The organism is Amycolatopsis sp. (assembly GCF_025464955.1).
GTDB lineage: Bacteria > Actinomycetota > Actinomycetes > Mycobacteriales > Pseudonocardiaceae > Amycolatopsis.
Map to the genome: position 1 here is coordinate 1 of NZ_JAODNM010000169.1, position 21,446 is coordinate 21,446.

Sequence of the window (21,446 nt, forward strand, 5' to 3'; positions counted from 1 at the left end):
CCGCGGTACTCGGCACCAACGACGCGATCCTCAACCTGGGGCGAGCACGACGGTTGGCGTCCCCGTCGCAATGCCGGGCGTTGGCGATCCGGGACAAGGGCTGCGCCCACCCCGGCTGTCACCGGCCACCACGGTTCTGCGAAGCACACCACGTCGTGGCATGGGTGGACGGCGGGCTCACCAACCTCGGCAATCTCACGCTGCTCTGCGACTACCACCATCGGCAATTACATCACTCGGACTGGTCGATGCGGATGGTCGACGGAGTACCGGAGTTCATCCCGCCGAAGTGGCTGGATCAAGAACAGAAACCGATCCGCAACACCGCACACGACCGGCCCTACGAGCACGCGGCCTGATTCGGCTCGCCTGGTGACCGTGGTGACGTAACAGTCACCACGGTCGGCTCGGCGCGCACTCGATCACCTGATGGGAGCTTCGGCGAATGATGATGCACAGAGCTATTTCGGTGTTACGTGGTCGCTTTCTCTTGCGCGACGGCTGCTCAGGCTCGCAGGTGGTCGACGATCCGCGCGAGATCCTCATCCGCTGCCTCGGGAAACGCGGTCAGTCGGTCGTGCACGGTTTTCGCCAATGGCAGATCTGCCACGGCCGACGCAAGCGCAACGTCCTTGGCAGCCAGCCTGATCGGGTAGTGCACGCCCTTCGCGAACGCGCGCCCGGCAATGCCGCCCAGCAGAGACCCGGCCATCGAGGCCTTCACCAGGTCCTCGGGCAGTCCGAGGGCGTCGGACAGAGCCAATGCCTCACCGATGACAGCCACCCCGCCGATGACGGCGTTGATCAGCACGAGCTTCAGCGCTGCGCCGCTGCCGGCCGGGCCGGTCCTGGTGACGGTGCCGAACAGCTCAAGCAGCGACAAGACTTCGTCCGCGTCGCCGCCGACCAGCAACGACAGTTCGCCGGCCGCCGCACGATCGACGCTGCCCATCACCGGCGAGTCGATCACCGCAACGCCGTCGGGCAGCAAGCCAGTGACCTTGGTCAAAGCGTCGGGTCCGATGGTGGACGCTTCAATCAGGCGAGTGCCGGGCCGAAGCGCGGGCGCCAGGTCCGCGACCACGTCCAGCACCGCTGCCGGATCAGCAAGCATGGTGATGACGACGTCCGCATCACGCACCGCGTCCGCCGGCGTCGCCGCCACCTGCGCCCCCTCGGCACCCAATGCGGCGGCCCGCTCGGCGGTGCGGTTCCACACCGTCAGCGGGTATCCGGCAGTGAGTACCCGCTTGGCCATCGGGGCACCCATCGTGCCCAGCCCCAGAAACGCGATTCTCGTGTTCTTGTCCATGCACTCAACGCTAGGTACCCCAGAGCGATGTGGGAAGCGAATGTCTAGCATGGAAACCATGCCTAGCTCGCATGGATCGTTCCGCCTGTCCGCACCGCTCCTCCGCGTGTTCACCGTGGTCGCCCAGCTCGGCTCGTTCACCGCCGCCGGTCCCGCACTGGGCTACACCCAGTCCGCGATCTCCCGGCAGATCTCGACGCTGGAGGCCGAGTCCGGCGTGGCGCTGTTCGACCGGCTGCCACGCGGGGTCCGGCTCACCGAGGCCGGACGGCGCCTGCTGGCCCACGCCCAGGCCGTGCTCGACAGGCTGGAGGTCGCCCACCGCGAACTGGTCGACCTGCGCGAGCTGGCCATTGGCAGGCTCAGGGTCGGGGCGTTCGCTACCGCCGATGCCACGCTCGTGCCGGAGGCCATCGCCGCCTTTCACACCGCGTATCCGGACGTCACCGTTTCCCTGCGTGAAGGTTTCACCCCGGAGCTGCTCGGGATGCTCGCCGAAGGCGAGGTCGACGTGGCCGTCGTGAGCTACTCTGCCGCGTATCACGTCGACGGTGTGGACCTCCACAAACTGTGCGACGACCACATGTACGTCGCGCTGCCCCGCGACCATCGACGGGCAGGCGCGCGACGGCTCCGCCTGACCGAACTGGCCGAGGAATCCTGGATCGCCGGCAGTTCGCGCCCGGAGGAGACGTTGATCAGTTCGTGCCTGCGCACCGGGTTCGAGCCGCGGATCGGATTCGTGGCCAAGGACTGGGTCGCCAAGCAGGGCTTCGTCGCCGCCGGCCTGGGCATCACCCTGATCCCGTCGCTGATCGCCGGCGCGGCGCGACCGGATATTGTGCTGGTCCCGCTGCATCCCGAGGACGTCCCGCCCCGACAGGTCTACGCCGCGACCACAAGCGGTCTCACCCCATCGCCCGCCACCTCGGCGTTCCTGACACTGCTCGGAGGTGGCGGGTGACCCGACGGTACCTACTCCCCCGACGAGAACGCGGCGTCGAAAGAGGCATCGGGACGTTCGAAGTTGAACTTGCGGATGAACTCCAGCGCTTCGGGACCACCCAGCAGCCGGTCCATGCCGGCGTCCTCCCATTCGATCGAGATCGGGCCGTCGTAGCCGATCGCGTTGAGCATGCGGAAGACGTCCTCCCACGGCACATGACCGTGACCGGCCGAGACGAAGTCCCAGCCGCGCCGCGGATCGCCCCACGGCAGGTGCGAACCGAGCCGTCCGCTGCGCCCGTTGAGCTGTTTGCGCGACTCCTTGCAGTCGACGTGGTAGATCCGGTCCTTGAAGTCCCAGAGAAACCCGACCGGATCCAGGTCCTGCCAGACGAAATGCGACGGGTCGAAGTTCAGCCCGAACGCGGGCCGGTGCCCGATGGCTTCGAGCGTGCGGACGGTCGTCCAGTAGTCGTAGGCGATCTCGCTGGGATGCACCTCGTGCGCGAACCGGACGCCGACCTCGTCGAAGACGTCAAGGATCGGGTTCCAGCGGTCCGCGAAGTCGGCGTAGCCACGTTCGATCATCGCCGGCGGCACCGGCGGGAACATCGCGACGGTGTGCCAGATGGACGATCCGGTGAATCCGATCACTGTGGACACACCGAGTTTCGCGGCCGCGCGCGCAGTGTCCTTGATCTCCTCGGCGGCGCGCTGCCGGACACCCTCGGGCGCACCGTCGCCCCAGATCCTCGCCGGCAGGATCGCCTGATGCCGCTCGTCGATCGGGTGGTCGCACACGGCCTGCCCGACGAGGTGGTTCGAGATCGCCCAGACCTTCAGGCCGTGCCTGGCCAACGTGTCCAGTTTGGACTGGACGTAACCGTCGTCGGCCAACGCCTTGTCCACCTCGAAATGGTCACCCCAGCAGGCGATCTCAAGGCCCTCATAGCCCCACTCCCCGGCCACTCGGCAAACCTCTTCGAACGGCAGATCGGCCCACTGCCCGGTGAACAGGGTCAAGGGACGAGCCATGGTTCCTCCTGTGGTGACGGTTCTTCCGGTCAAACGCGCTCTGGGTCAAGCGATCGCCTCGCGCGACGTCGCCCGGCGCAGGAAGTCCAGCGATTCCCTGGCGACCACCGGCGCGATGTGGCTGTGCCTCGGCAGGTCGACTGCGACGAGCCCGCGGTAGCCGATTTGGGCGAGCGCATCGAGCACCGGCGGAAAGTCGATCTCGCCGTGGCCGAGTTCCAGGTTTTCGTGGCCACCATGGCATCGGTCGTCCAGTTGGACGTGGACGAGCCGCTGTCCAGCGCGCCGGACGCACTCCGCGACCGGCTGCGGTTCGGCGCACCGACAGTGCCCGATGTCGAGGGCGAGGCCGAACCGTTCGGGATCGCCGAGCCTGGCCGCGAGCCGGTCGTACCCGTCGAGGTCGGCTGCCAGCATGTCCGGCCGGGGTTCGAAACCGAGCCGGACGCCGCACGCGTCGGCCGCCGCGAGGACGTTCTCGCAGCCTTCGGCCAGATAGTCCCAAGCCAGCGGGCCCGGCAGACCACCGGGAACGACCCCACCACCGAACGACACCACCCCGGCGCCCAGGTCGGCCGCGATCGCCACGGCCTTGACCAGGAACGCGATGCGCTTGTCCCGTCCCGGTTCCAGCAACGTGGGAGAGTTCTTGCGCCACGGATCGAGCAGATAACCCGCACCCGTCTCGACCACCACCGACAGGCCGAGCCGTTCCAGGTCGAGGACGAGCGCCGAAACGCGGTGGAAGAGGTCCCTGGCGAACGGGTCGAGATGGCAGTGGTCAAGGGTCAGCGCGACCCCTTCGTAGCCCAGGTTCGCGATGACCCGCAGGGCGTCGGGAAGCCGGTGGTGCGCGAAACCGTTGGTGCCGTACCCGAACTTCAACTGCCCCGGCTTCATCGAGGTTCGCCGATGGCGGTCCAGACGCTGTTCGCGGCGGCGCTGGTTTCGACCGCGGCGAGCACCCGCTGCACCTGGAGACCGTCCGCAAAGGACGGTTCCGGGTCGTGCCCGCCGGCGATCGCCGTGAGGAAGTCGTAAACCTCATGGGTGAAGGAGTGTTCATAGCCGAGCGCGTGTCCGGGCGGCCACCAGGCCGACAGGTACGGGTGGGTGGGTTCGGTGACCAGGATCCGGCGGAACCCGGCCGTGGCCGGGTCGTCGGTGTGGTCGTGAAAGGACAGTTCGTTCATCGACTCGAAGTCGAAGGCGAGACTGCCGAGCGAACCGTTGAGCTCGATCCGCATCGAGTTCTTGCGGCCGCCGGCGAGCCGGGTCGCCTCGAAGCTGCCGATCGCCCCCGAATCGAACCGGGCGTGGAACAGGGCGGCGTCGTCGACGGTGACGGTCCCCCGTTCGCCCGATGCGGACCCGACCAACGGCCGCTCGGTGATGAAGGTTTCGGTCAGCCCGCTCACCCCGGTGATCCGCGAACCGGTGAGGAACTGGGCGAGGTCGATGATGTGCGCGCCGATGTCGCCGAGCGCGCCGGACCCGGCTTTCTCCCGGTCCAGGCGCCAGACGAGCGGGAACTCGGGATCGAGGATCCAGTCCTGAAGGTACTGTGCCCGGACGTGGCGGATCGTGCCGAGCCTGCCGTCCGCGACGAGCTTGCGCGCCAGTGCGAGCGCGGGCACGCGCCGGTAGTTGAACGCCACCATCGACCGGACCCCGGCGGCCTGCGCCCGGTCCGCGGCTTCGGTCATCGCCACGGCCTCCTCGACGGAGTTCGCGAGCGGTTTTTCGCACAGGACGTGCTTCCCGGCTTCAAGCGCGGCGATGGCGATCTCGGCGTGCGTGTCGCCCGGGGTGCAGATGTCGATGACGTCGACGTCGTCGCGGTCGATCACCCGCCGCCACTGGGACTCGGCGACCCGCCAGCCGAGTTTCCCCGCGGCCGCTTCGGTTTTGTCGCGGTCGCGGCCGCACAGGGCGACCATGTCCGGTTCCAGCGGCACGTCGAACACCCGGTGCGCGGTACGCCACGCCTGCGAATGCGCGGCACCCATGAAGGCGTATCCGATCATGCCGATGCCGATCCGGGCCGGCCGCGTCGAGCTCGTCATAGGTGCCCCGAATTCACTCGTACCCAGTTCCCGGTGAGCGGGAAACCCTTGCCACGGCGCCGTTCCTTAACGTGACCGCAGTCACAAGATATACAGTAACCGATTTAGTCCACAAGGTGAACTAAACGCCGCCGCGGGAGACGAAATGCCGCTAAGCCGATCCTTCCGCACCGGGGCGGCCGTAGTCCTCGCCGCCGTACTGACCGGGGCCCTCGCAAGCACGCAGCCGGCATCAGCTGCCGGAGCCGCCGACGCACCGGTCGCCGACCCCACCACGCTGGTGAATCCCTGGCTCGGTACCGGAAGCGGCGGACCGATCGTCGGATCAGTGAACGCCTTTCCCGGCGCTTCGGCCCCGTTCGGCATGCTGACCTGGAGCCCCGAAACCACGTCGCGGCCGGCCGGCGGCGGGTACAATTACGCCGACTCCGCGACCACCGGCCTGAGCGTCACCCACCTGTCCGGCGTCGGCTGCCCCATCCAGGGCGACCTGCCGATCCTGCCGACCAGTGGGGACATCGGCGCCGCTCCCGGCACCGCGACCCAGCCGTTCAGCCATTCCGGCGAGCAGGCGAGCCCCGGTTCGTATTCGGCGGACTTCGGCGGGATCACCACGGACATCGCCGCGACAACGAGGGCCGGGATCGGAGAGCTCGCCTTCCCGGCAGGCCCGCAGGCGAACCTGCTGTTCAAGGCCGGGTACTCGCAGAACGGCACCACCGATTCCACCGTGCGGATCGACGGCGGCCAGGTCACCGGTTCGATCACCGGCGGGCACTTCTGCGCGCAGCAGAACGTGGGCACGGTCTTCTTCGCGGCCACGTTCGACCGGCCGTTCACCGACCACGGCACCTGGAACGACACCGCCGTCGCCGACGGCAGCAGTTCCGCCGGCGGCCTGAGGACGGGCGCGTGGGTCGGTTTCGACACGACACAGCAAGCCGCGGTGAAGATGAAGGTCGCCATCAGCTACGTCAGCGCGGACAACGCGGCGGCGAACCTGCGGACGGAAATACCAGGCTGGGACCGCGCTTCGGTAGCGAAGGCCACCCATGACGCCTGGGTGAAGCAGCTATCGAAGATCGGGGTTGGCGGCGGCACCCACGACCAGCAGGTGCAGTTCTCCACCGCGTTGTACCACTGCCTGCTCGACCCGAACGTCTTCAACGACGCCAACGGGCAGTACCTCGGCTTCGACAACTTGGTCCACACGCTCACCCCCGGCAAGACGCAGTACGCCAACTTCTCCGGCTGGGACGTCTACCGCTCGTTGATCCCCCTGCTGGCCGTGATCGCGCCCGACGAGACCAGCCAGATGATGCAGTCGCTGGTCAACGACGCGACACAGGGCGGCTGGCTGCCGAAATGGCCGGTGGGCAACGGGTACACCGGGGTGATGAACGGCGACGCGGCCGACCCGATGATCGCCTCGGCCTTCGCGTTCGGTGCCACCGACTTCGACACGAACGCGGCGCTGGCCGCGATGGTCAAGGGCGCGACCGTGCCGCAGACGCCGGCGACGCTCGGGCAGGGCTACTACGAACAGCGCCCGGGGCTTGCCGACTACCTGAAGCTCGGCTACGTCCCCAACACCGCCTCCAGCTCCATTTCGGACGTCTACAATGGAGCGTCCGAGACACTGGAGTACGCCCTCGCCGACTTCAGTATCTCCCAGCTGGCGAAGTCGCTCGGCAAGGCTTCGACGTCGAACCAGTTCCTGGACCGCTCCCAGAACTGGACCACCCTGTTCAACACCGGCTCCGGCTTCGTCCAACCGCGTGACGGCAAAGGGGCGTTCCCCGCCGGCAACCCGGTGACCGCGGGGATCGGCACCTTCGGCCAGTCCGGTTTCCAGGAGGGCAATGCCGCGCAGTACACCTGGATGGTGCCGCAGAACGTCCGCGGCCTGTTCGACGCGCTCGGCGGCGACAAGAAGGTGGTCAGCCGGCTGGACGAGTACTTCACCGGGAACGGCAACGTCGGCGCGAACGACCCGCACTACTGGGGCGGCAACGAACCCAACATGCTGACACCCTGGCTCTACGACTACGCCGGCGCCGCGTACAAGACGCAGGCGACTGTCCGCAAAGCACTGAACACGTTGTACAGCAACACTCCTGACGGCGAACCCGGGAACGACGACCTCGGCGCGCTGAGCTCGTGGTACGTCTGGTCGGCCATCGGCCTCTACCCGGCGACTTCGGGCACCGACACGCTCGCCGTGAGCACTCCCCTATTCCCGTCGGTGACCCTGAACCTGCCGCACAACAAGGTCACCATCGCCGCCCCCGGCGCGCCGGGCAAGGAGTACGTGCACGGGCTCTCCGTCGACGGGAAGCCGACGCGGCAAGCGTGGCTCCCCGCCTCGGCACTCACCGGCGACTCGCGGCAGCGTGACCAAAAGGGACAGACGCGCCTCGACTTCAGTCTGTCGGGCACGCCGGACAAGTCGTGGGGCACCGCGCCGCCGTCGTATCCGGCCGGCTCGGCGAAGTTCCCGCCCGGCATCACCCCGGTCGAGTTGACCAGCACCCCGGCACAGGCCGTGGTGGCCGTCGGCGCGCAGACGTCCAGCACCTTGCATTTCGCCGTCGGACAAGGAGCGCGGCCGGCAAAACCGGTCACCGTGCGGTCGTTCGCCTGGACCGCGCAGCCACCGGCCGGAGTGACGGTGACGCCGTCCTCGGGGACGGCCCAGGTCGGCTCCGACGGAACCGCGACCGTCGCCGTGTCACTGTCCGCCGCACCGGATGTGGTGCAGGGCTTCACGTCCATCCCGGTGGTGGTCAGCACCCCATCGGCATCACTGCCCCGACTCGACTTCCCCGTCGCCGTGGTGGGCGCGGCCGGTTCCGGCGCGTCGATCTGCACCACGCTGGGCACCCAGAACGTCTCGAACGGCCTATCCCAGTACGAGACGCCCGGCGACGGGGCGACCGCTCCGGTCACCGTCGACGGCCGTGACGCGCGGGAGACCGTGCAGCGCGTGCCCGGCGATCTGAACATGTACTTCAAGGTCGACGACCGGCTCGCCGCCAACGGCACATTCGCCACGACGTTCAGCATCGACTACTACGACTCCGGCACGGACACCTGGATGCTGCAGTACGACTCGCAGGGCAACAGCGCGTACCAGGTCGCCGGCGTGATCACCCGCGGCGGCACCAATACGTGGAAGACCGCGACGTTCACCGTGCCCGACGCTGGGTTCGCCGGCCGCGAGAACGAACAGACCGACTTCCGCCTCGCGTCGGGTTCACCGCTGACCGTCTCCGGCGTACACCTCGCCGTCAGCGGACCCGGTGTGCTCCCGATGGACCTCTGCCCCTAGCCCTCACAAAAGCCTAGCCCTCACAAAAGCCCAGCCGTCACACCATCGCCGGGTACACCAGCTTCGAGAGCGCCGCGACCAGCGGGGCGAGCTCCGGGAGTTCCTCCGCCTTGGTGAGGGCTTCCGAAAGCGCCACATCGTGCGTGGGACGCGCGGTGGCGAGGAGCTTCTGCCCGGCGGCGGTGACCTCGGTATAGATCCCGCGGCGGTCGGTCTCGCAGAGGTAGCGCTCCAGCAGGCCGCGCTCCTCGAGTCGGGCGACGAGCCGGGTGGTCGCGGAGTGGCTCAGCACCACGACCGCGGACAGCTGGTTCATCCGCAGGTGGAAGCCGTCCTGTCGACCGAGCGCGTCCAAAACGCTGTACTCGCTGACGGACAGGTCATGGTCGCGCTGCAACGCGCGCTCGAGCTTGTCCTCGATCTGCGCGTGCAGTGAAGCCAGCGTGCGCCAGCCCTGAGCCCGGGCTTCGACGGCGTCATCAGCCAGTGACACGGTTCACCTCTTCTTCCAGCGTTCTGAGCTTGCGTCCACATCATTGCATGCTACGTTATTCGGCGTAAGCAATAACCAGCGTGTGCAACTATTTCAGACGCTGCTAGTTGCAGACGCCGAACAAGACCCCTTCCAGGAGATGACCATCCATGCCCGCTGCTCTGCTCGCACTGGCGATCAGCGCCTTCGGCATCGGTACCACCGAATTCGTGATCATGGGCCTACTGCCCGAGGTCGCCGGCGACTTCGGGATCTCGATCCCGTCGGCAGGCCTCCTCATCTCCGGCTACGCGCTGGGCGTGGTTGTGGGCGCCCCGCTGCTGACCGCGCTGGGCTCGCGGATCCCCCGCAAAACCGTGCTGGTCGGGCTGATGGGCCTGTTCATCGTCGGCAACGTGATTTCGGCACTGGCCGGGAGCTACGGCCTGCTGATGACCGGGCGGATCGTCGCCGCGCTGTCCCACGGCGCGTTCTTCGGCGTCGGGTCCGTCGTCGCCGCTTCGCTGGTGGCCCCGGCGAAACAGGCCAGCGCCATCGCGCTGATGTTCACCTGCCTGACCGTGGCCAACGTGCTCGGTGTACCGGCCGGCACCGCGCTGGGCCAGGCACTCGGCTGGCGGAGCACGTTCTGGGCCGTCAGCGTCCTGGGTGTGATCGGGCTCGTCGGCATCCTCGCGCTCGTGCCGAAGCAGACGACCGTGCCCGGCGCCGGTCTGCGCAGCGAGCTGCGGGTGTTCCGCAACCCGCAGGTGTGGCTGGCCTTGGCGATGACCGCGCTCGGCTTCGCCGGTGTGTTCGCGTCCTTCACCTACATCGCACCGATGATGACGAACGTCGCGGGCTTCTCCACCGGAGCCGTCACCTGGCTGCTCGTGCTGTTCGGCGGCGGGCTGTTCGTCGGGAACCTGATCGGCGGCAAGGCCGCGGACAAGAAGCTGATGCCCAGCCTGTACGTGATCCTGTCGCTGCTGGCCGCGGTACTGGTCGTATTCGTCTTCACCGCGCACGCCCAGCTCCCCGCAGCCATCACGATCGCGGTGTTCGGCGCGGCCGGATTCGCCACCGTCGCCCCGCTCCAGGCCCGGGTCATGACCAAGGCCGCAGGCGCCCCGGCACTGGCCTCGGCGGCGAACATCGCCGCGTTCAACCTCGGCAACGCCGCCGGCGCGTGGCTCGGCGGCCTGGCCATCGAACACGGCCTCGGTTACACCTCGCCCAACTGGATCGGTGCCGCGCTCGCCGCGTCCGGCCTGGTCGTGGCGATCATCTCGGGCCGGCTGGACCACACCCGCCGGACCACCGAGTCCCTCAGCACCGAAAGGATTCCTGTCTGATGAACATCGACCTGACCGGCAAGACGGCGCTCGTCACCGGCTCCACCTCCGGAATCGGCCTGGCCGCGGCCGAAGGCCTCGCGCGGGCCGGAGCGGACGTCGTCCTCAACGGTCGTGACGAACAGCGCACGGCCAACGCGGTGAAGAACCTCACCGAAAAGACGGGCAGCACGAAGGTCCGGGGCATCGCCGCCGACGTCGGCACGGCCGAGGGCGCGGCGAAGCTGATCGAGGCGCTGCCCGACGTCGACGTGCTGGTCAACAACGCCGGAATCTTCGAAGCCGTACCGGTGTTCGACATCCCCGACGAGGAATGGCAGCGGTACTTCGACGTCAACGTGCTGTCCGGCATCCGCCTTGCGCGGCACTACACACCGCGTATGGTCGGCCGCGGGTGGGGCCGGGTGATCTTCGTCAGCAGCGAATCGGCCGTGCAGACCCCGACAGAAATGGTCCACTACGGCATGACAAAGACCGCGCAGCTCGCGGTTTCCCGTGGTATGGCACAGGAAGTCGCCGGAACGGGCGTCACCGTCAACAGCGTGCTCCCCGGGCCGACCCTGACCCCGGGCGTGCAGGACTTCATCGCCGGCCTCTACGACGAGGACGTCCCGTTCGAAGAGGCCGAACGGCGCTTCATGGCCGAGGGCCGGCCGACCTCGCTGCTCAAACGACTCATCCGGCCGGTGGAGATCGCGAACCTCATCACCTACGTGGCGTCGGAGTTCTCCTCGGCCACCACCGGCGGCGCACTGCGTGTCGACGGCGGCGTCGCCACCGCCATCATTCCCTGACCACCGCAATCCTGAACACCGCAACAGAAAAGGAAAGCACCACCAGTGAGTAACGTTCCCAACCTCAAGCTCAACAACGGTGTCGAGATGCCACAGCTCGGCTTCGGCGTGTTCCAGGTCCCCGACGAGGAGACCACCGTCGCCGTCACATCCGCTTTGGACGCCGGGTACCGCAGCATCGACACCGCCGCGGCCTATGGCAACGAAGCGGGGGTCGGCAAGGCACTGGCCGAGTCGGGCATCGCCCGGGACGAGCTGTTCATCACGACCAAACTGTGGAACGCCGACCAGGGTTACGACGCGACGCTGCGCGCGTTCGACACCAGCCTCGGGAAGCTGGGCCTGGAGCAGCTCGACCTGTACCTGATCCACTGGCCCGCCCCGGCACGCGACCTCTACCTCGAAAGCTGGAAAGCGTTCGAGAAGCTGTATGCCGACGGCCGCGTCCGCGCGATCGGCGTGTCGAACTTCCAGCCGTCACACCTCGACCGGATCGTCGCGACCGGCGGCACTGTTCCCGCGGTGAACCAGATCGAGCTGCACCCGTACCTCGTGCAGTCCGAAGTCCGCGCGGCCGGCGCGAAGCTCGGGATCGCCACCGAGGCGTGGAGCCCGCTGGCCAAGGGCGGCGAAGTACTGGGCGAGTCCGCGGTCACCGCACTCGCCGCCAAGCACGGCCGCACCCCGGCGCAGGTCATCCTCCGCTGGCACCTGCAGCTCGGCAACGTCGTCATCCCGAAGTCCGTCACGCCTTCGCGGGTCGCCGAGAACTTCGACGTGTTCGGCTTCGCGCTGGCCGACGACGAGGTCGCCGCACTGTCCGCTTTGGACCAGGGGCTGCGCACCGGCCCGGACCCCGACGAGTTCAACGTCGCGTAGTCCGGCCCGCCGCACCGAAAAGCGATCAGGCCATGTCGCCGGGACCGACGGGCTTGCCTGCCAGTGCGAGCAGGTCGTTGAACAGCACCGCGCCCAACGTCGGCAACGCACCCGGCGAGAACAGCGACGACACGACGGTCTTGGTGCCGCACCCGGACGCGGCCGGTTTGCCGTCGAGGCGGTCGGACAGCCAGTTGAGCGCGTCCGGCGCACCGGTGACGACCAGTGCGATGTGCTCGCTGAAGATGTCGCGCTGGTAGGTCACCTGCCCGCCGGTGGCGCAGTACTTCGCCACGACCTGGTCGGTGTCGGCGTGCGGAACCAGTTCGTCGTTGACCGAGTGGTAGATGAACATCGGCACGGTCGGCGTGTGTTGCCCCAGCGTGTCGGCCGTGAGTACGGCGTTCGGCACCGGCTCGGCCAGCGGGTTGGCGATGTCGAAGTACTTGTAGAGATCCTTGAACAAGAACGCCGTGACGTTCTGGGAGTTGCACTGGCTCCGGGCCTTCGCCAGCGCCGCCTTGCCGTCCGCGGTCAGGTGCTGGTCCAGAAAGGACTCGAGCTCCGGGTAGGCCTGGCTGATCCCGGCGATCCCGCTCATCGCGATACCGGCGAATGGGCCGGCGTTGGCGCCCTGCAGGATGTTGCGCGGGTTGACCGGCAGCCCGCCCTCGGCGATGCCCTTGACGTTCAGCTCGGGCGCATAGGACGTCTGCAGTTCCGACGCCCAGCCCGACGCCAGCGCGCCGCCGGAGTAGCCCCACATCCCGACCTTCGTGGCGGCACCGCTGAGTCCGGCGGCGGGGAAGTTCTCGGTCGCCCTGATTCCGTCGAGCACTGCCTGTCCGGCCTGTTTTCCGGCCACGTAAGCACTCTTGGGGCCTTCGTAGTCCGGAACCGTGACGGCCCAGCCCTTTTGGAGCGCCGCGTCCATCAGCAGGATCTCCGCCTGCGCGACGATGTTGTCGTTCCCGGCGCCCTGCCTGAGCTGGTACGAGATCGCGCACTGCGGCGCGGCGCTGTCCTCGGCGACCTGATAGGACACCAGTGGGCGGCTCGCCGACGGCTTCGCGCCGAGCGGGAGCAGGACCGTGGTGACCGTTGCCTGCGGCTGGTCCTGGGTGTCGGTCGTGCGGTAGAGCAGTTGCCACGCTTGGACTTTCTGCGGCAGGAGGCCGAAGGCAGCAACCGAAATCGACCGCGAGCGCAGGACCGTGCCCGGCGCAGCCGACTCGTACCCGGCAGGCGGTTGGTAGAACGCGTCGCTCTGGGGCGGTGGAGGCGCCGCCGCGGCTGCGGGCACGGCCGCGGCCAGCGAGGTCGAAGCCGCGACAGCGACGGCGAACAGGCCTGCGAGAGAACGGAATCGGCTGGACCTTCTCATCGTTTGCCACCTTCCCGGCGACCGCGTCGATGCGGCCGGCCTGTTGCTACGGGAAGGTAGCCTGGGTCACATCATCTGACAAGACTTCTGACCAGATACCACCCGGCCAGCACCTCGTAAACTTCCGATCATGAAAATCTCTTCGGCGGAAGTCGTCGTCACCAGTCCCGGCCGGAACTTCGTCACGCTGCGCATCACCACCGACGAAGGCCTCACCGGCCTCGGCGACGGCACGCTCAACGGCCGGGAACTGGCCGTCGTCGCGTATTTGCGCGACCACGTCGCCCCGCTGCTGATCGGCCGCGACCCCGCGAACATCGAGGACACCTGGCAGTCGCTCTACCGCGGCTCCTACTGGCGGCGCGGCCCGGTGACGATGGCCGCCATCGCCGCCGTCGACGTCGCGCTGTGGGATATCAAGGCAAAGTGCGCGGGAATGCCGCTGTACCAACTACTCGGCGGCGCGTCGCGCACCGGGGCTTTGGCCTACGGGCACGCGTCCGGCCGCGACCTGCCCGAGTTGTTCGACTCGATCCGCGCGCACCTGGCCGAGGGTTTCCGCGCGATCCGCGTACAGACCGCGATTCCGGGACTGGGCACGGTTTACGGGGTCGCGACTTCAGGCGGCGGTGACACCCGATACGACTACGAGCCTGCGCAACGTCACCCGCAGCCCGTCGAGGAAACCTGGGACACGCGGGCGTATCTGCGCCACCTGCCCGGGGTGTTCGAGGCGGTGCGCGCGGAATTCGGTCCCGAACTGCCGTTGCTGCACGACGGACACCACCGCATGACGCCGATCCAGGCCGCGAAGCTCGGCAAGGAACTGGAGCCGTACGACCTGTTCTGGCTCGAAGACGCGACGCCCGCGGAGGATCAGAACGCGCTGCGGCTGATCCGGCAGCACACCACCACCCCGCTCGCGATCGGCGAGGTCTTCAATTCCGTGCACGATTACACGACGCTGCTCAGCGAACGGCTCATCGACTACGTCCGGTCAGCAGTCACCCACGCGGGCGGCGTGACCGCGATGAAGAAACTGCTCGACCTGGCGGGTGTCTACGGAATCCGCTCGGGCATCCACGGACCGACCGACATCTCCCCCGTCGGCATGGCCGCCGCGCTGCACCTCGACCTCGCGATCCACAATTTCGGGATCCAGGAGTTCATGCCGCATTCGGCGCGGACCCTCGAGGTCTTCCGCACGTCGTACCGCTTCACCGACGGCCTGCTCCACCCGTCCGACACCCCCGGACTGGGTGTCGAACTCGACGACGACGCGGCGGCCGCCCATCCCTACGTCCCCGCGTATCTGCCGGTCAACCGGCTGACGGACGGAACTGTTCACGACTGGTGAGCGTCGATCCATAACGGGCACGTAAGGGTCGGCGTTTCGGCCACCACGCGGGCGCGACGAGAGCACAATGGGGCTACGGGACGAGGAGGTCGACCAAACTGTGGGTGTGGATTCATCCCCTTTGGGGTGTACGGGCTTTCTCATCGTGGGCACCCGCGGACGTGCGGGGCCGGGTGAGGTGCTGATCGAGATCAGAGGAGGATCCGAGGCCTACCTGGCGTTTTCCGACGAGCCGCTGCCGAAGGGGGAAAGCGTGCTCGTCGTCGAGACACTGGGTGCGCGGACAGTCGGCATCGTCGCGTGGACACCCCCATTCCCTACCACTGGTCAAGATTCTGCTGAGGAGAAATAATGTTCGGCTACCGAGTTCCCGCGCCTGATGAGGCCATGCTGATCTCCGGGGGCAATCGTGGCAACACCGACGCCCCTTTCCGGGTCGTCACCGGGCACGGCGCGTTCATCATGCCGTTCTTTCGCAAGGTCAGGTTCCTGACGCTGTCGATGGCCGAGGCCGAGGTCACCGAGATCTGCGTGACCAAGCAGGCCATCGCGCTGAACGTCCGCGCGGTGATCGCGTTCAAGGTCGGCAACGACGAGGTGAGCATCGTCAACGCCGGGCAGCGGTTCCTGTCCGACCAGGACCAGATGGCGGTACTGACCGGGCGGATCTTCGCCGGCCACCTGCGCTCGATCGTCGGTTCGATGACCGTCGAGGAGATCGTCACCGAGCGCCAGAAGCTGGCCACCGAGGTCCTCGACGGGTCGAAGGTGGAGATGGCGAAGATCGGCCTCACCGTCGACTCGCTGCAGATCCAGTCGATCGACGACATGAAGCTCGGCTACATCGCCGCGATGGCCGCCCCGCACAACGCGGCGATCCAGCGGGACGCGCAGATCGCGCAGGCCAGGGCCGACCAGGCCGCCGCCGAGGCGGGTCAGCAGTCGCAGCGGACGCAGGCCGAGTACGCCCGGCAGACCTCCATCGTGCAGGCGCAGTACAAGGCCGAGGTGGACAAGGCCCAGGCCGTGGCCGCCCAGTCGGGTCCGCTGGCTCAGGCGACCGCGCAGCGCGAGGTCATCAACGCCCGGACGGAGCTCGCCCAGCGTGAGGCCGAACTGCGTCAGCAGCAGCTGGTCGCCGAGGTCGTCAAGCCGGCCAACGCCGAAGCCGAGCGCATCCGGATCCTCGCGCAGGCCGACGCCGAGAAGATGCGGATCCAGGCCGAGGCCGCCGCGTCGAACAACCGCGTCGCCCTCGACCGGATGCTCATCGACCAGCTGCCGCAGATCGTCCGGGAGGCCGCTGTGGGCCTCCAGGGCGCCAACATCAACATCCTGAACGGCGCGGACGGCCTCGGCGAGATCGCCGCCGGGCTCGTCGGCCAGGGCCTGTCGATCCTGGAGTCGGTCAAGAAGGGCCTCTCCGGCTCCACCCCCGCGGCTCCGTCCACCCCGGGCACCGAAGTCGCCAAGGCGGAGTAAGCACGGAAACACGAAAGGGACGTTGCTTGCGCTCGTCGCAAGGAACGTCCCTTTCGCCGCAGTCGGGGAACGTCAGCCGAAGGACTGGGCGTCGATCATCCAGACGCCGTTCTCCTGGACCATCGTGAACGTGTCGTGCTCCGTCAACGTACCGCCGGACTTCTGGACGAAGGTGATCGTCGCGCCGACCGTGTTGCCGGCCCCCGCGCTGATCCCGGAGACCTCTACCGCCGAGAACCGCGAGTAGAAGCTCGCGTAGCTGGCGGCGGTCTGACTCTTGGTTACCTTGAACTTGGTGGTGAGCTTCGCGAACGCCGCATCGAGGTTGCCCGGAAGCAGGGTGTAGTAGCTCGCGAGCGCCTGAGCTCTGGCTTCCGGGGTGTCCGCGGCGGCGGCCCCGGACGGCGTGGTCGGGGACGTGGGCGAGGTCGGCGACGTCGTGGGCGACACCGAGGGCCTCGACGTCGCCGTGGCGGGCGGCGGGTTCGGCAGCCCGGCGGAGACCGGGGCCTGGCTGGCCTGCGGAGCCGCGGTGCCGGTGTTGCCACTGCCGCGGGTGGCCAGCGCGGCGGCCGTCGCGACCGCGACGAGCAGCACGATCCCGGCGACCACCGCGACCAGCCGTCCCCTGTTCGTGGTCACGACCGCCGGCGAAGCGAGTTTCACGTTCGGGTCCGACGCGGGCACCGGCTGGTCGACCGGCGCGACGAGCCCGACCGCGGCAAGGGTCTGCAGGTCGGCCAGTGCCTCATTCATCGTGGGTCTGGCCTGCGGATCCACCTGGAGCAGGCGGAGCAGCAGCGGTTCGAGCCGGGCGGCCTTGGTCGGCGGCACGATCTCGCCGCTGGACACGCGGTAGAGCAGCGCGATCGCCTTGTCGCCGTAGCCGAACGGCGGCGCCCCTTCGACCGCGGTGTAGAGCGTGGAGCCGAGCGAGAAGACGTCCGAAGCGAAGCTCGCGTCCTGCCCCTGCGCGACCTCGGGAGCCAGGAAAGCGGGTGTGCCCGCGATCTCACCCGTGGCGGTGAGGGTGACGTCGCCGATCGCGCGGGAGATGCCGAAGTCGGTGACCTTCACCGTGCCGTCCTCGCCGAGCAGGACGTTGCCGGGTTTGATGTCGCGGTGGATGACCCCGGCCAGGTGTGCCGCGGCGAGCGCCGACGCGAGCTGGCAGGCGATGCCGATGACCTCGTCCACCGGCAGGGTGCCGCGCTCCTTCAACGCCGTCGCCAGGCTTTTCGACGGCAGGTACTCCATGATCAGCCAAGGCCGGTCGCCGTCCTCGACGACGCTGAACACGGAAATGGCGTTGGGATGCTGCAGACGCGCCGCTATCCGGGCCTCGCGCATCGCGCGGTTCTTCGCCTCGGCCGTCTTGTCCTCGCCCTGCCCGTCGGTGAGGAGCAGTTCCTTGATGGCAACCACACGATCGAGGTAGCGGTCCTCGGCACGCCAGACGACGCCCATGGCCCCGCCGCCGATCTGTTCGATCAAGCGATAGCGACCGGCGATCTGCCGAATTTCCTCGGTCAACGACTACTCCCCGGTGCTGCTTCACTCGAATGTGCGCCCACCGCGATGTTACTGCCGCGGCGACCGGGCCGATCCGCCACACCGGCCCCTGCGGGTTCGGCGGCCATACGGCAGAGTAGTGCGATCGGAAGGGGCACGACATGGCCGAACAACCGGACACCGCGGCAAAGCCCGGTCCCTCCAAGAACTCCGAACGGCTCTTCCGGGTCGCGATCGCGCTCAAGGGCATCGACGGCGGGATCCAGCTGATCGGCGCGCTGGTCCTGGCCTTCATCCCGGCCTCGGCGATCACCGGGTTCGCCCACGCGGTGATCACCCGTGACCTCCTCGGCGACCCGAGCGGCACGCTGGCGCGGCACCTGCAGACCGCCACGGACAACTTCGTCGGCGGCGGCACCAAGACCTTCGCCGTGGTCTACCTGCTCGCCCATGGAGTGATCAAGCTCGGACTGGTGTTCGCGCTGGCCCGCAAGATCGTGCCTGCCTACCCGATCGCCGTCATCGTCCTGCTGGCCTTCATCGTGTACGAGATCTACCGCGCGGTGCACACCCACTCGATCGCGCTGCCGTTCTTCGCCGCCATGGACCTGGCGATCGTGGTCCTGGTCCTGCGCGAGTACTTCCAGCTCCGCCGAGAACGCGCCGCGACCTGAAGATCACCGGCACTGTGGCGCGCCGACCAGCACCTCAAGCGGTGGCTTCGCGTTCGGCGACACTGCGCTCCACGCAGAACTCGTTGCCCGCCGGGTCGGTGAACACCACCCACCCGCGTCCGTCCGGTTTGCGCTGGTCGTCGAAGATCTTCGCGCCGAGCCCGAGGAAGCGGTCGACTTCCTGGTCCCGCGTCAGCCCTGGTTCGGGGACCAGGTCGAGGTGGACGCGGTTCTTGAGCGTCTTGGCTTCCGGCACGCGGATGAACAGCATCGTCGGCTGACCGGGCGGCACCTGGAGGCCGACCTCGTCTGCGCCGGGTGAGTCGTCCGGGTGAACCGGCTGTCCGAGCGCCTGGCTCCAGAACACCGCCAGGTCGTACGGCTCGATCGGCGACGCGCAGTCGAACGTGACGTGCCTGATGAACGAAGTCACTCAACCCCCAAGGTCGGCTGGATCCGGTATCACTGGATTATGTCCGAATTCCTGGGAGCTGTCCTCCGCGGCGTGATCGTCTTGAGGCACGCAACTCGCCGGCAAGCTCGCGATCGGCGGCGCGTCGACGACCTGACGCACCGACGGCGGCCCGCCCGCGTTGTTCTCGCCGGGACCGTTGACGATGGTCGCGGTCGACCGGAAGGCCGTCACCTTTCACTCCCCCGGTGGCCGGACGGAACTCCGGCTGCATCCCGACGACGCGTCGCCGGTCCTTCGCGCACTGGAAGCCTGATAAATCGGTTGCCCCTCGAATCGGCCGTCTGCTCTACTCGATTGGCATCCGGACGACCCCAGGAGTGATTATGCGCCGAGCTTTCATGTCCATCCCGAATCGAATAGTCGACTATTCAAAGGACATGACGCTCGGTGAGTATTCTCAACTTGGGTATTTTGGCGCACGTAGACGCCGGTAAGACCAGTCTGACGGAGCGGTTGCTCCACATCGCCGGGGTCATCGACGAGATTGGCAGCGTCGACGACGGAAGCACGCAGACAGACTCCCTCGCGCTGGAGCGCGCCCGCGGCATCACGATCAAGTCCGCCGTCGTCTCCTTCGCCATCGACGACGTCACCGTCAACCTGATCGACACCCCCGGCCATCCGGACTTCATCGCCGAGGTCGAACGCGTGCTGGGCGTCCTCGACGGGGCCGTGCTGGTGGTCTCCGCGGTCGAAGGCGTGCAGGCGCAGACCCGCGTCCTGATGCGGACGCTGCGACGACTTCGCATTCCCACGCTCGTTTTCGTGAACAAGATCGACCGCGTCGGCGCGCAGTACGAGGCTCTCCTGGAGAGCATTTCCACGAGGCTGACGACGGCGATCGTCCCGATGGGACAGGTGCGCGGCTTGGGTACCCGCGACCCCGGGTTCACTCCTTTCACCGACGACAGCACCTTCACCACGAAACTCGCCGAAGTGCTCGCCGACAACGACGACGACTTCCTCGCCGCGTACCTAGACGCTACGGCGATGTCGCACAGCGGGCTTCGCGGCGAACTCGCCGCGCAGACCGGACGTGCGCTGGCCCACCCGGTGTATTTCGGCTCGGCGATGACCGGCGCCGGCGTGGACTCGCTGATCGACGGCATCAAGGAGTTCCTGCCCGCGAAGGAAGGCGATGCCGAAAGCCCGGTTTCGGGTACCGTTTTCAAGGTCGAACGGGGCCCTGCCGGGGAGAAAATCGCCTACGTCCGGATGTTTTCCGGCACTGTGCGCACGCGGGACCTTCTGCGCTTTCCTGGTGGGGAGACGGGAAAGGTCACCGCGATCAGTGTGTTCGGCCGCGGCCCGGCCATCCGGTCGGGGTCGGTCACCGCGGGGCGGATCGCGAAGCTCTGGGGCCTCGCCGCGGTCCGGATCGGCGACACGATCGGTCTCACCCGGCTGGATCCGACGCGTCACCAGTTCGCGCCGCCGACGCTGGAAACGGTCGTCGTACCCGACCGGCCGGGCGAGCGGGGTTCGCTGCACAGCGCGCTGGCCCAACTCGCCGAGCAGGACCCGCTGATCGACCTGCGGCAGGACGACGTCCGGCAGGAAGTCTCCGTGTCGCTCTACGGCGAGGTGCAGAAGGAGGTCATCGGTGCGACCTTGGCCGACGAATTCGGCATCGGCGTCACCTTCCGGGAGACGACGACGATCTGCGTCGAGCGGCTGGTCCACCACGGCGCGGCCGTCGAATTCATCAGCAAGCAGCCGAACCCGTTCCTCGCGACGATCGGGCTCCGCGTGGACCCGGCGCCGGCGGACACCGGGGTGGAATTCCGGCTGGGCGTCGAACTCGGGTCGATGCCGCCCGCGTTCTTCAAGGCTGTCGAGGAGACCGTGACAGAGACGCTACGGCAGGGGATCCACGGCTGGCAGGTCGCCGACTGCACGGTCACCATGACGCATTCGGGCTACTGGGCCAGGCAAAGCCATTCCCACGGCAGTTTCGACAAGTCCATGTCGAGCACGGCCGGGGACTTCCGCGCGCTGACGCCGCTGGTGCTGATGAACGCCATCCGGCAGGCCGGGACGCTGGTGTACGAACCGATGCACCACTTCCGGCTCGACCTCCCGGCGGACCTGCTCGGCCCGGTTCTGCCGACGTTGACCCAGCTGCGCGCGATACCTCGGACGACGACCACGCACGGGTCGGCTTGTCTGGTCGAGGGCGAGATTCCCGCGGCCCGCGTCCACGACCTGCAGCAGCAACTGCCCGCGCTGAGTCGCGGCGAAGGTGTGCTGGAGAGCGACTTCGAGTGCTACCGACCCGTCGACGGAGTCGTGCCGGAACGGCCACGGACGGACCACAACCCGTTGGACCGTAACGAATACCTGCTGCAGGTGGTTCGGCGGACGGCAGTGTGA

Annotated in this window: 19 protein-coding genes; 10 read left to right on the top strand and 9 right to left on the bottom strand. The window is 67.9% G+C overall.

What is annotated here, in order from left to right:
* Positions 1-359, top strand: a 359-nt coding sequence (locus tag JWQ81_RS42855) for an HNH endonuclease (RefSeq protein ID WP_297551258.1), incomplete at its 5' end; no start/stop codon positions are given.
* 146 nt (positions 360-505) lie between these two features.
* Here JWQ81_RS42855 and JWQ81_RS42860 read toward each other — a convergent pair.
* The gene (locus tag JWQ81_RS42860; RefSeq protein WP_297551260.1) at positions 506-1,312 is read right to left on the bottom strand and encodes an NAD(P)-dependent oxidoreductase; all 807 of its coding nucleotides are present in this window, start codon (positions 1,310-1,312) and stop codon (positions 506-508) included.
* Positions 1,313-1,370: 58 nt separating this feature from the next.
* Between JWQ81_RS42860 and JWQ81_RS42865 the strand changes: the two genes are divergently transcribed.
* Positions 1,371-2,276 carry a LysR family transcriptional regulator gene (locus tag JWQ81_RS42865; protein WP_297551262.1) on the top strand — a complete coding sequence of 302 codons (906 nt, stop codon included), beginning with the start codon at positions 1,371-1,373 and terminating at the stop codon, positions 2,274-2,276.
* 11 nt (positions 2,277-2,287) lie between these two features.
* Here JWQ81_RS42865 and JWQ81_RS42870 read toward each other — a convergent pair whose 3' ends face one another.
* From JWQ81_RS42870 to JWQ81_RS42880, 3 genes are read right to left on the bottom strand one after another with little or no spacing between them, the layout of a single operon-like run.
* Positions 2,288-3,292 (bottom strand): sugar phosphate isomerase/epimerase, encoded by a 1,005-nt coding sequence (locus tag JWQ81_RS42870; RefSeq protein WP_297551264.1) that lies wholly within the window; start codon positions 3,290-3,292, stop codon positions 2,288-2,290.
* A 45-nt stretch (positions 3,293-3,337) separates the two neighbouring features.
* On the bottom strand, positions 3,338-4,192 hold the full coding sequence (locus JWQ81_RS42875; protein ID WP_297551266.1) for a sugar phosphate isomerase/epimerase: 855 nt from the start codon (positions 4,190-4,192) through the stop codon (positions 3,338-3,340).
* Positions 4,189-5,358, bottom strand: coding sequence for a Gfo/Idh/MocA family oxidoreductase (locus JWQ81_RS42880; RefSeq protein ID WP_297551268.1), 1,170 nt, complete (start codon positions 5,356-5,358; stop codon positions 4,189-4,191). The genes JWQ81_RS42875 and JWQ81_RS42880 overlap by 4 nt, the downstream gene beginning before the upstream one ends.
* Positions 5,359-5,503: 145 nt before the next feature.
* Here JWQ81_RS42880 and JWQ81_RS42885 point away from each other — a divergent pair, with 145 nt between their 5' ends.
* Positions 5,504-8,689 (top strand): GH92 family glycosyl hydrolase, encoded by a 3,186-nt coding sequence (locus tag JWQ81_RS42885; RefSeq protein ID WP_297551271.1) that lies wholly within the window; start codon positions 5,504-5,506, stop codon positions 8,687-8,689.
* 37 nt (positions 8,690-8,726) lie between these two features.
* Here the strand turns inward: JWQ81_RS42885 and JWQ81_RS42890 are convergent, their stop codons facing one another.
* A complete protein-coding gene (locus JWQ81_RS42890; RefSeq protein WP_297551273.1) occupies positions 8,727-9,182 on the bottom strand; it encodes a MarR family transcriptional regulator in 456 nt (151 codons plus the stop codon).
* A 149-nt stretch (positions 9,183-9,331) separates the two neighbouring features.
* Between JWQ81_RS42890 and JWQ81_RS42895 the strand changes: the two genes are divergently transcribed.
* From JWQ81_RS42895 to JWQ81_RS42905, 3 genes are read left to right on the top strand one after another with little or no spacing between them, the layout of a single operon-like run.
* Positions 9,332-10,516: an MFS transporter gene (locus JWQ81_RS42895; RefSeq protein WP_297551275.1), complete on the top strand. Its 1,185-nt coding sequence runs from the start codon at positions 9,332-9,334 to the stop codon at positions 10,514-10,516.
* Entirely contained in the window at positions 10,516-11,310 is a 795-nt protein-coding gene (locus tag JWQ81_RS42900; protein ID WP_297551277.1) for an SDR family oxidoreductase, read from the top strand. Before JWQ81_RS42895 ends, JWQ81_RS42900 begins: the two co-directional genes overlap by 1 nt.
* 45 nt (positions 11,311-11,355) lie before the next feature.
* Positions 11,356-12,189: an aldo/keto reductase gene (locus JWQ81_RS42905; protein ID WP_297551279.1), complete on the top strand. Its 834-nt coding sequence runs from the start codon at positions 11,356-11,358 to the stop codon at positions 12,187-12,189.
* 25 nt (positions 12,190-12,214) lie between these two features.
* Here the strand turns inward: JWQ81_RS42905 and JWQ81_RS42910 are convergent, their stop codons facing one another.
* Positions 12,215-13,573: a lipase family protein gene (locus JWQ81_RS42910; RefSeq protein WP_297551281.1), complete on the bottom strand. Its 1,359-nt coding sequence runs from the start codon at positions 13,571-13,573 to the stop codon at positions 12,215-12,217.
* Between the two features lie 130 nt (positions 13,574-13,703).
* Here JWQ81_RS42910 and manD point away from each other — a divergent pair, with 130 nt between their 5' ends.
* Together manD and JWQ81_RS42920 are read left to right on the top strand one after the other, a co-directional pair.
* Complete coding sequence (manD, locus tag JWQ81_RS42915) at positions 13,704-14,930, top strand: D-mannonate dehydratase ManD (RefSeq protein WP_297551283.1); 1,227 nt, start codon at positions 13,704-13,706, stop codon at positions 14,928-14,930.
* A 351-nt stretch (positions 14,931-15,281) separates the two neighbouring features.
* Entirely contained in the window at positions 15,282-16,412 is a 1,131-nt protein-coding gene (locus tag JWQ81_RS42920) for a flotillin family protein (RefSeq protein ID WP_297551285.1), read from the top strand.
* A 72-nt stretch (positions 16,413-16,484) separates the two neighbouring features.
* Here the strand turns inward: JWQ81_RS42920 and JWQ81_RS42925 are convergent, their stop codons facing one another.
* Positions 16,485-17,945 carry a serine/threonine-protein kinase gene (locus tag JWQ81_RS42925; protein ID WP_297551287.1) on the bottom strand — a complete coding sequence of 487 codons (1,461 nt, stop codon included), beginning with the start codon at positions 17,943-17,945 and terminating at the stop codon, positions 16,485-16,487.
* A 140-nt stretch (positions 17,946-18,085) separates the two neighbouring features.
* Between JWQ81_RS42925 and JWQ81_RS42930 the strand changes: the two genes are divergently transcribed.
* Complete coding sequence (locus tag JWQ81_RS42930) at positions 18,086-18,598, top strand: DUF2127 domain-containing protein (protein WP_297551289.1); 513 nt, start codon at positions 18,086-18,088, stop codon at positions 18,596-18,598.
* Between the two features lie 34 nt (positions 18,599-18,632).
* On the opposite strand, the gene JWQ81_RS42935 is transcribed toward JWQ81_RS42930, so the two are convergent.
* The gene (locus tag JWQ81_RS42935) at positions 18,633-19,031 is read right to left on the bottom strand and encodes a VOC family protein (protein ID WP_297551291.1); all 399 of its coding nucleotides are present in this window, start codon (positions 19,029-19,031) and stop codon (positions 18,633-18,635) included.
* On the bottom strand, positions 19,032-19,244 hold the full coding sequence (locus tag JWQ81_RS42940) for a hypothetical protein (protein ID WP_297551293.1): 213 nt from the start codon (positions 19,242-19,244) through the stop codon (positions 19,032-19,034).
* A 216-nt stretch (positions 19,245-19,460) separates the two neighbouring features.
* On the opposite strand from JWQ81_RS42940, the gene JWQ81_RS42945 reads away from it, so the two are divergent.
* A complete protein-coding gene (locus JWQ81_RS42945) occupies positions 19,461-21,446 on the top strand; it encodes a TetM/TetW/TetO/TetS family tetracycline resistance ribosomal protection protein (RefSeq protein WP_297551295.1) in 1,986 nt (661 codons plus the stop codon).

Excerpts from the sequence above, each read along its gene's own strand:
- JWQ81_RS42860 (WP_297551260.1), bottom strand. The coding sequence starts at position 1,312 with ATGGACAAGAACACGAGAATCGCGTTTCTGGGGCTGGGCACGATGGGT.
- JWQ81_RS42865 (WP_297551262.1), top strand. The coding sequence starts at position 1,371 with ATGCCTAGCTCGCATGGATCGTTCCGCCTGTCCGCACCGCTCCTCCGC.
- JWQ81_RS42870 (WP_297551264.1), bottom strand. The coding sequence starts at position 3,292 with ATGGCTCGTCCCTTGACCCTGTTCACCGGGCAGTGGGCCGATCTGCCG.
- JWQ81_RS42875 (WP_297551266.1), bottom strand. The coding sequence starts at position 4,192 with ATGAAGCCGGGGCAGTTGAAGTTCGGGTACGGCACCAACGGTTTCGCG.
- JWQ81_RS42880 (WP_297551268.1), bottom strand. The coding sequence starts at position 5,358 with ATGACGAGCTCGACGCGGCCGGCCCGGATCGGCATCGGCATGATCGGA.
- JWQ81_RS42885 (WP_297551271.1), top strand. The coding sequence starts at position 5,504 with ATGCCGCTAAGCCGATCCTTCCGCACCGGGGCGGCCGTAGTCCTCGCC.
- JWQ81_RS42895 (WP_297551275.1), top strand. The coding sequence starts at position 9,332 with ATGCCCGCTGCTCTGCTCGCACTGGCGATCAGCGCCTTCGGCATCGGT.
- JWQ81_RS42900 (WP_297551277.1), top strand. The coding sequence starts at position 10,516 with ATGAACATCGACCTGACCGGCAAGACGGCGCTCGTCACCGGCTCCACC.
- JWQ81_RS42910 (WP_297551281.1), bottom strand. The coding sequence starts at position 13,573 with ATGAGAAGGTCCAGCCGATTCCGTTCTCTCGCAGGCCTGTTCGCCGTC.
- manD (WP_297551283.1), top strand. The coding sequence starts at position 13,704 with ATGAAAATCTCTTCGGCGGAAGTCGTCGTCACCAGTCCCGGCCGGAAC.
- JWQ81_RS42920 (WP_297551285.1), top strand. The coding sequence starts at position 15,282 with ATGTTCGGCTACCGAGTTCCCGCGCCTGATGAGGCCATGCTGATCTCC.
- JWQ81_RS42930 (WP_297551289.1), top strand. The coding sequence starts at position 18,086 with ATGGCCGAACAACCGGACACCGCGGCAAAGCCCGGTCCCTCCAAGAAC.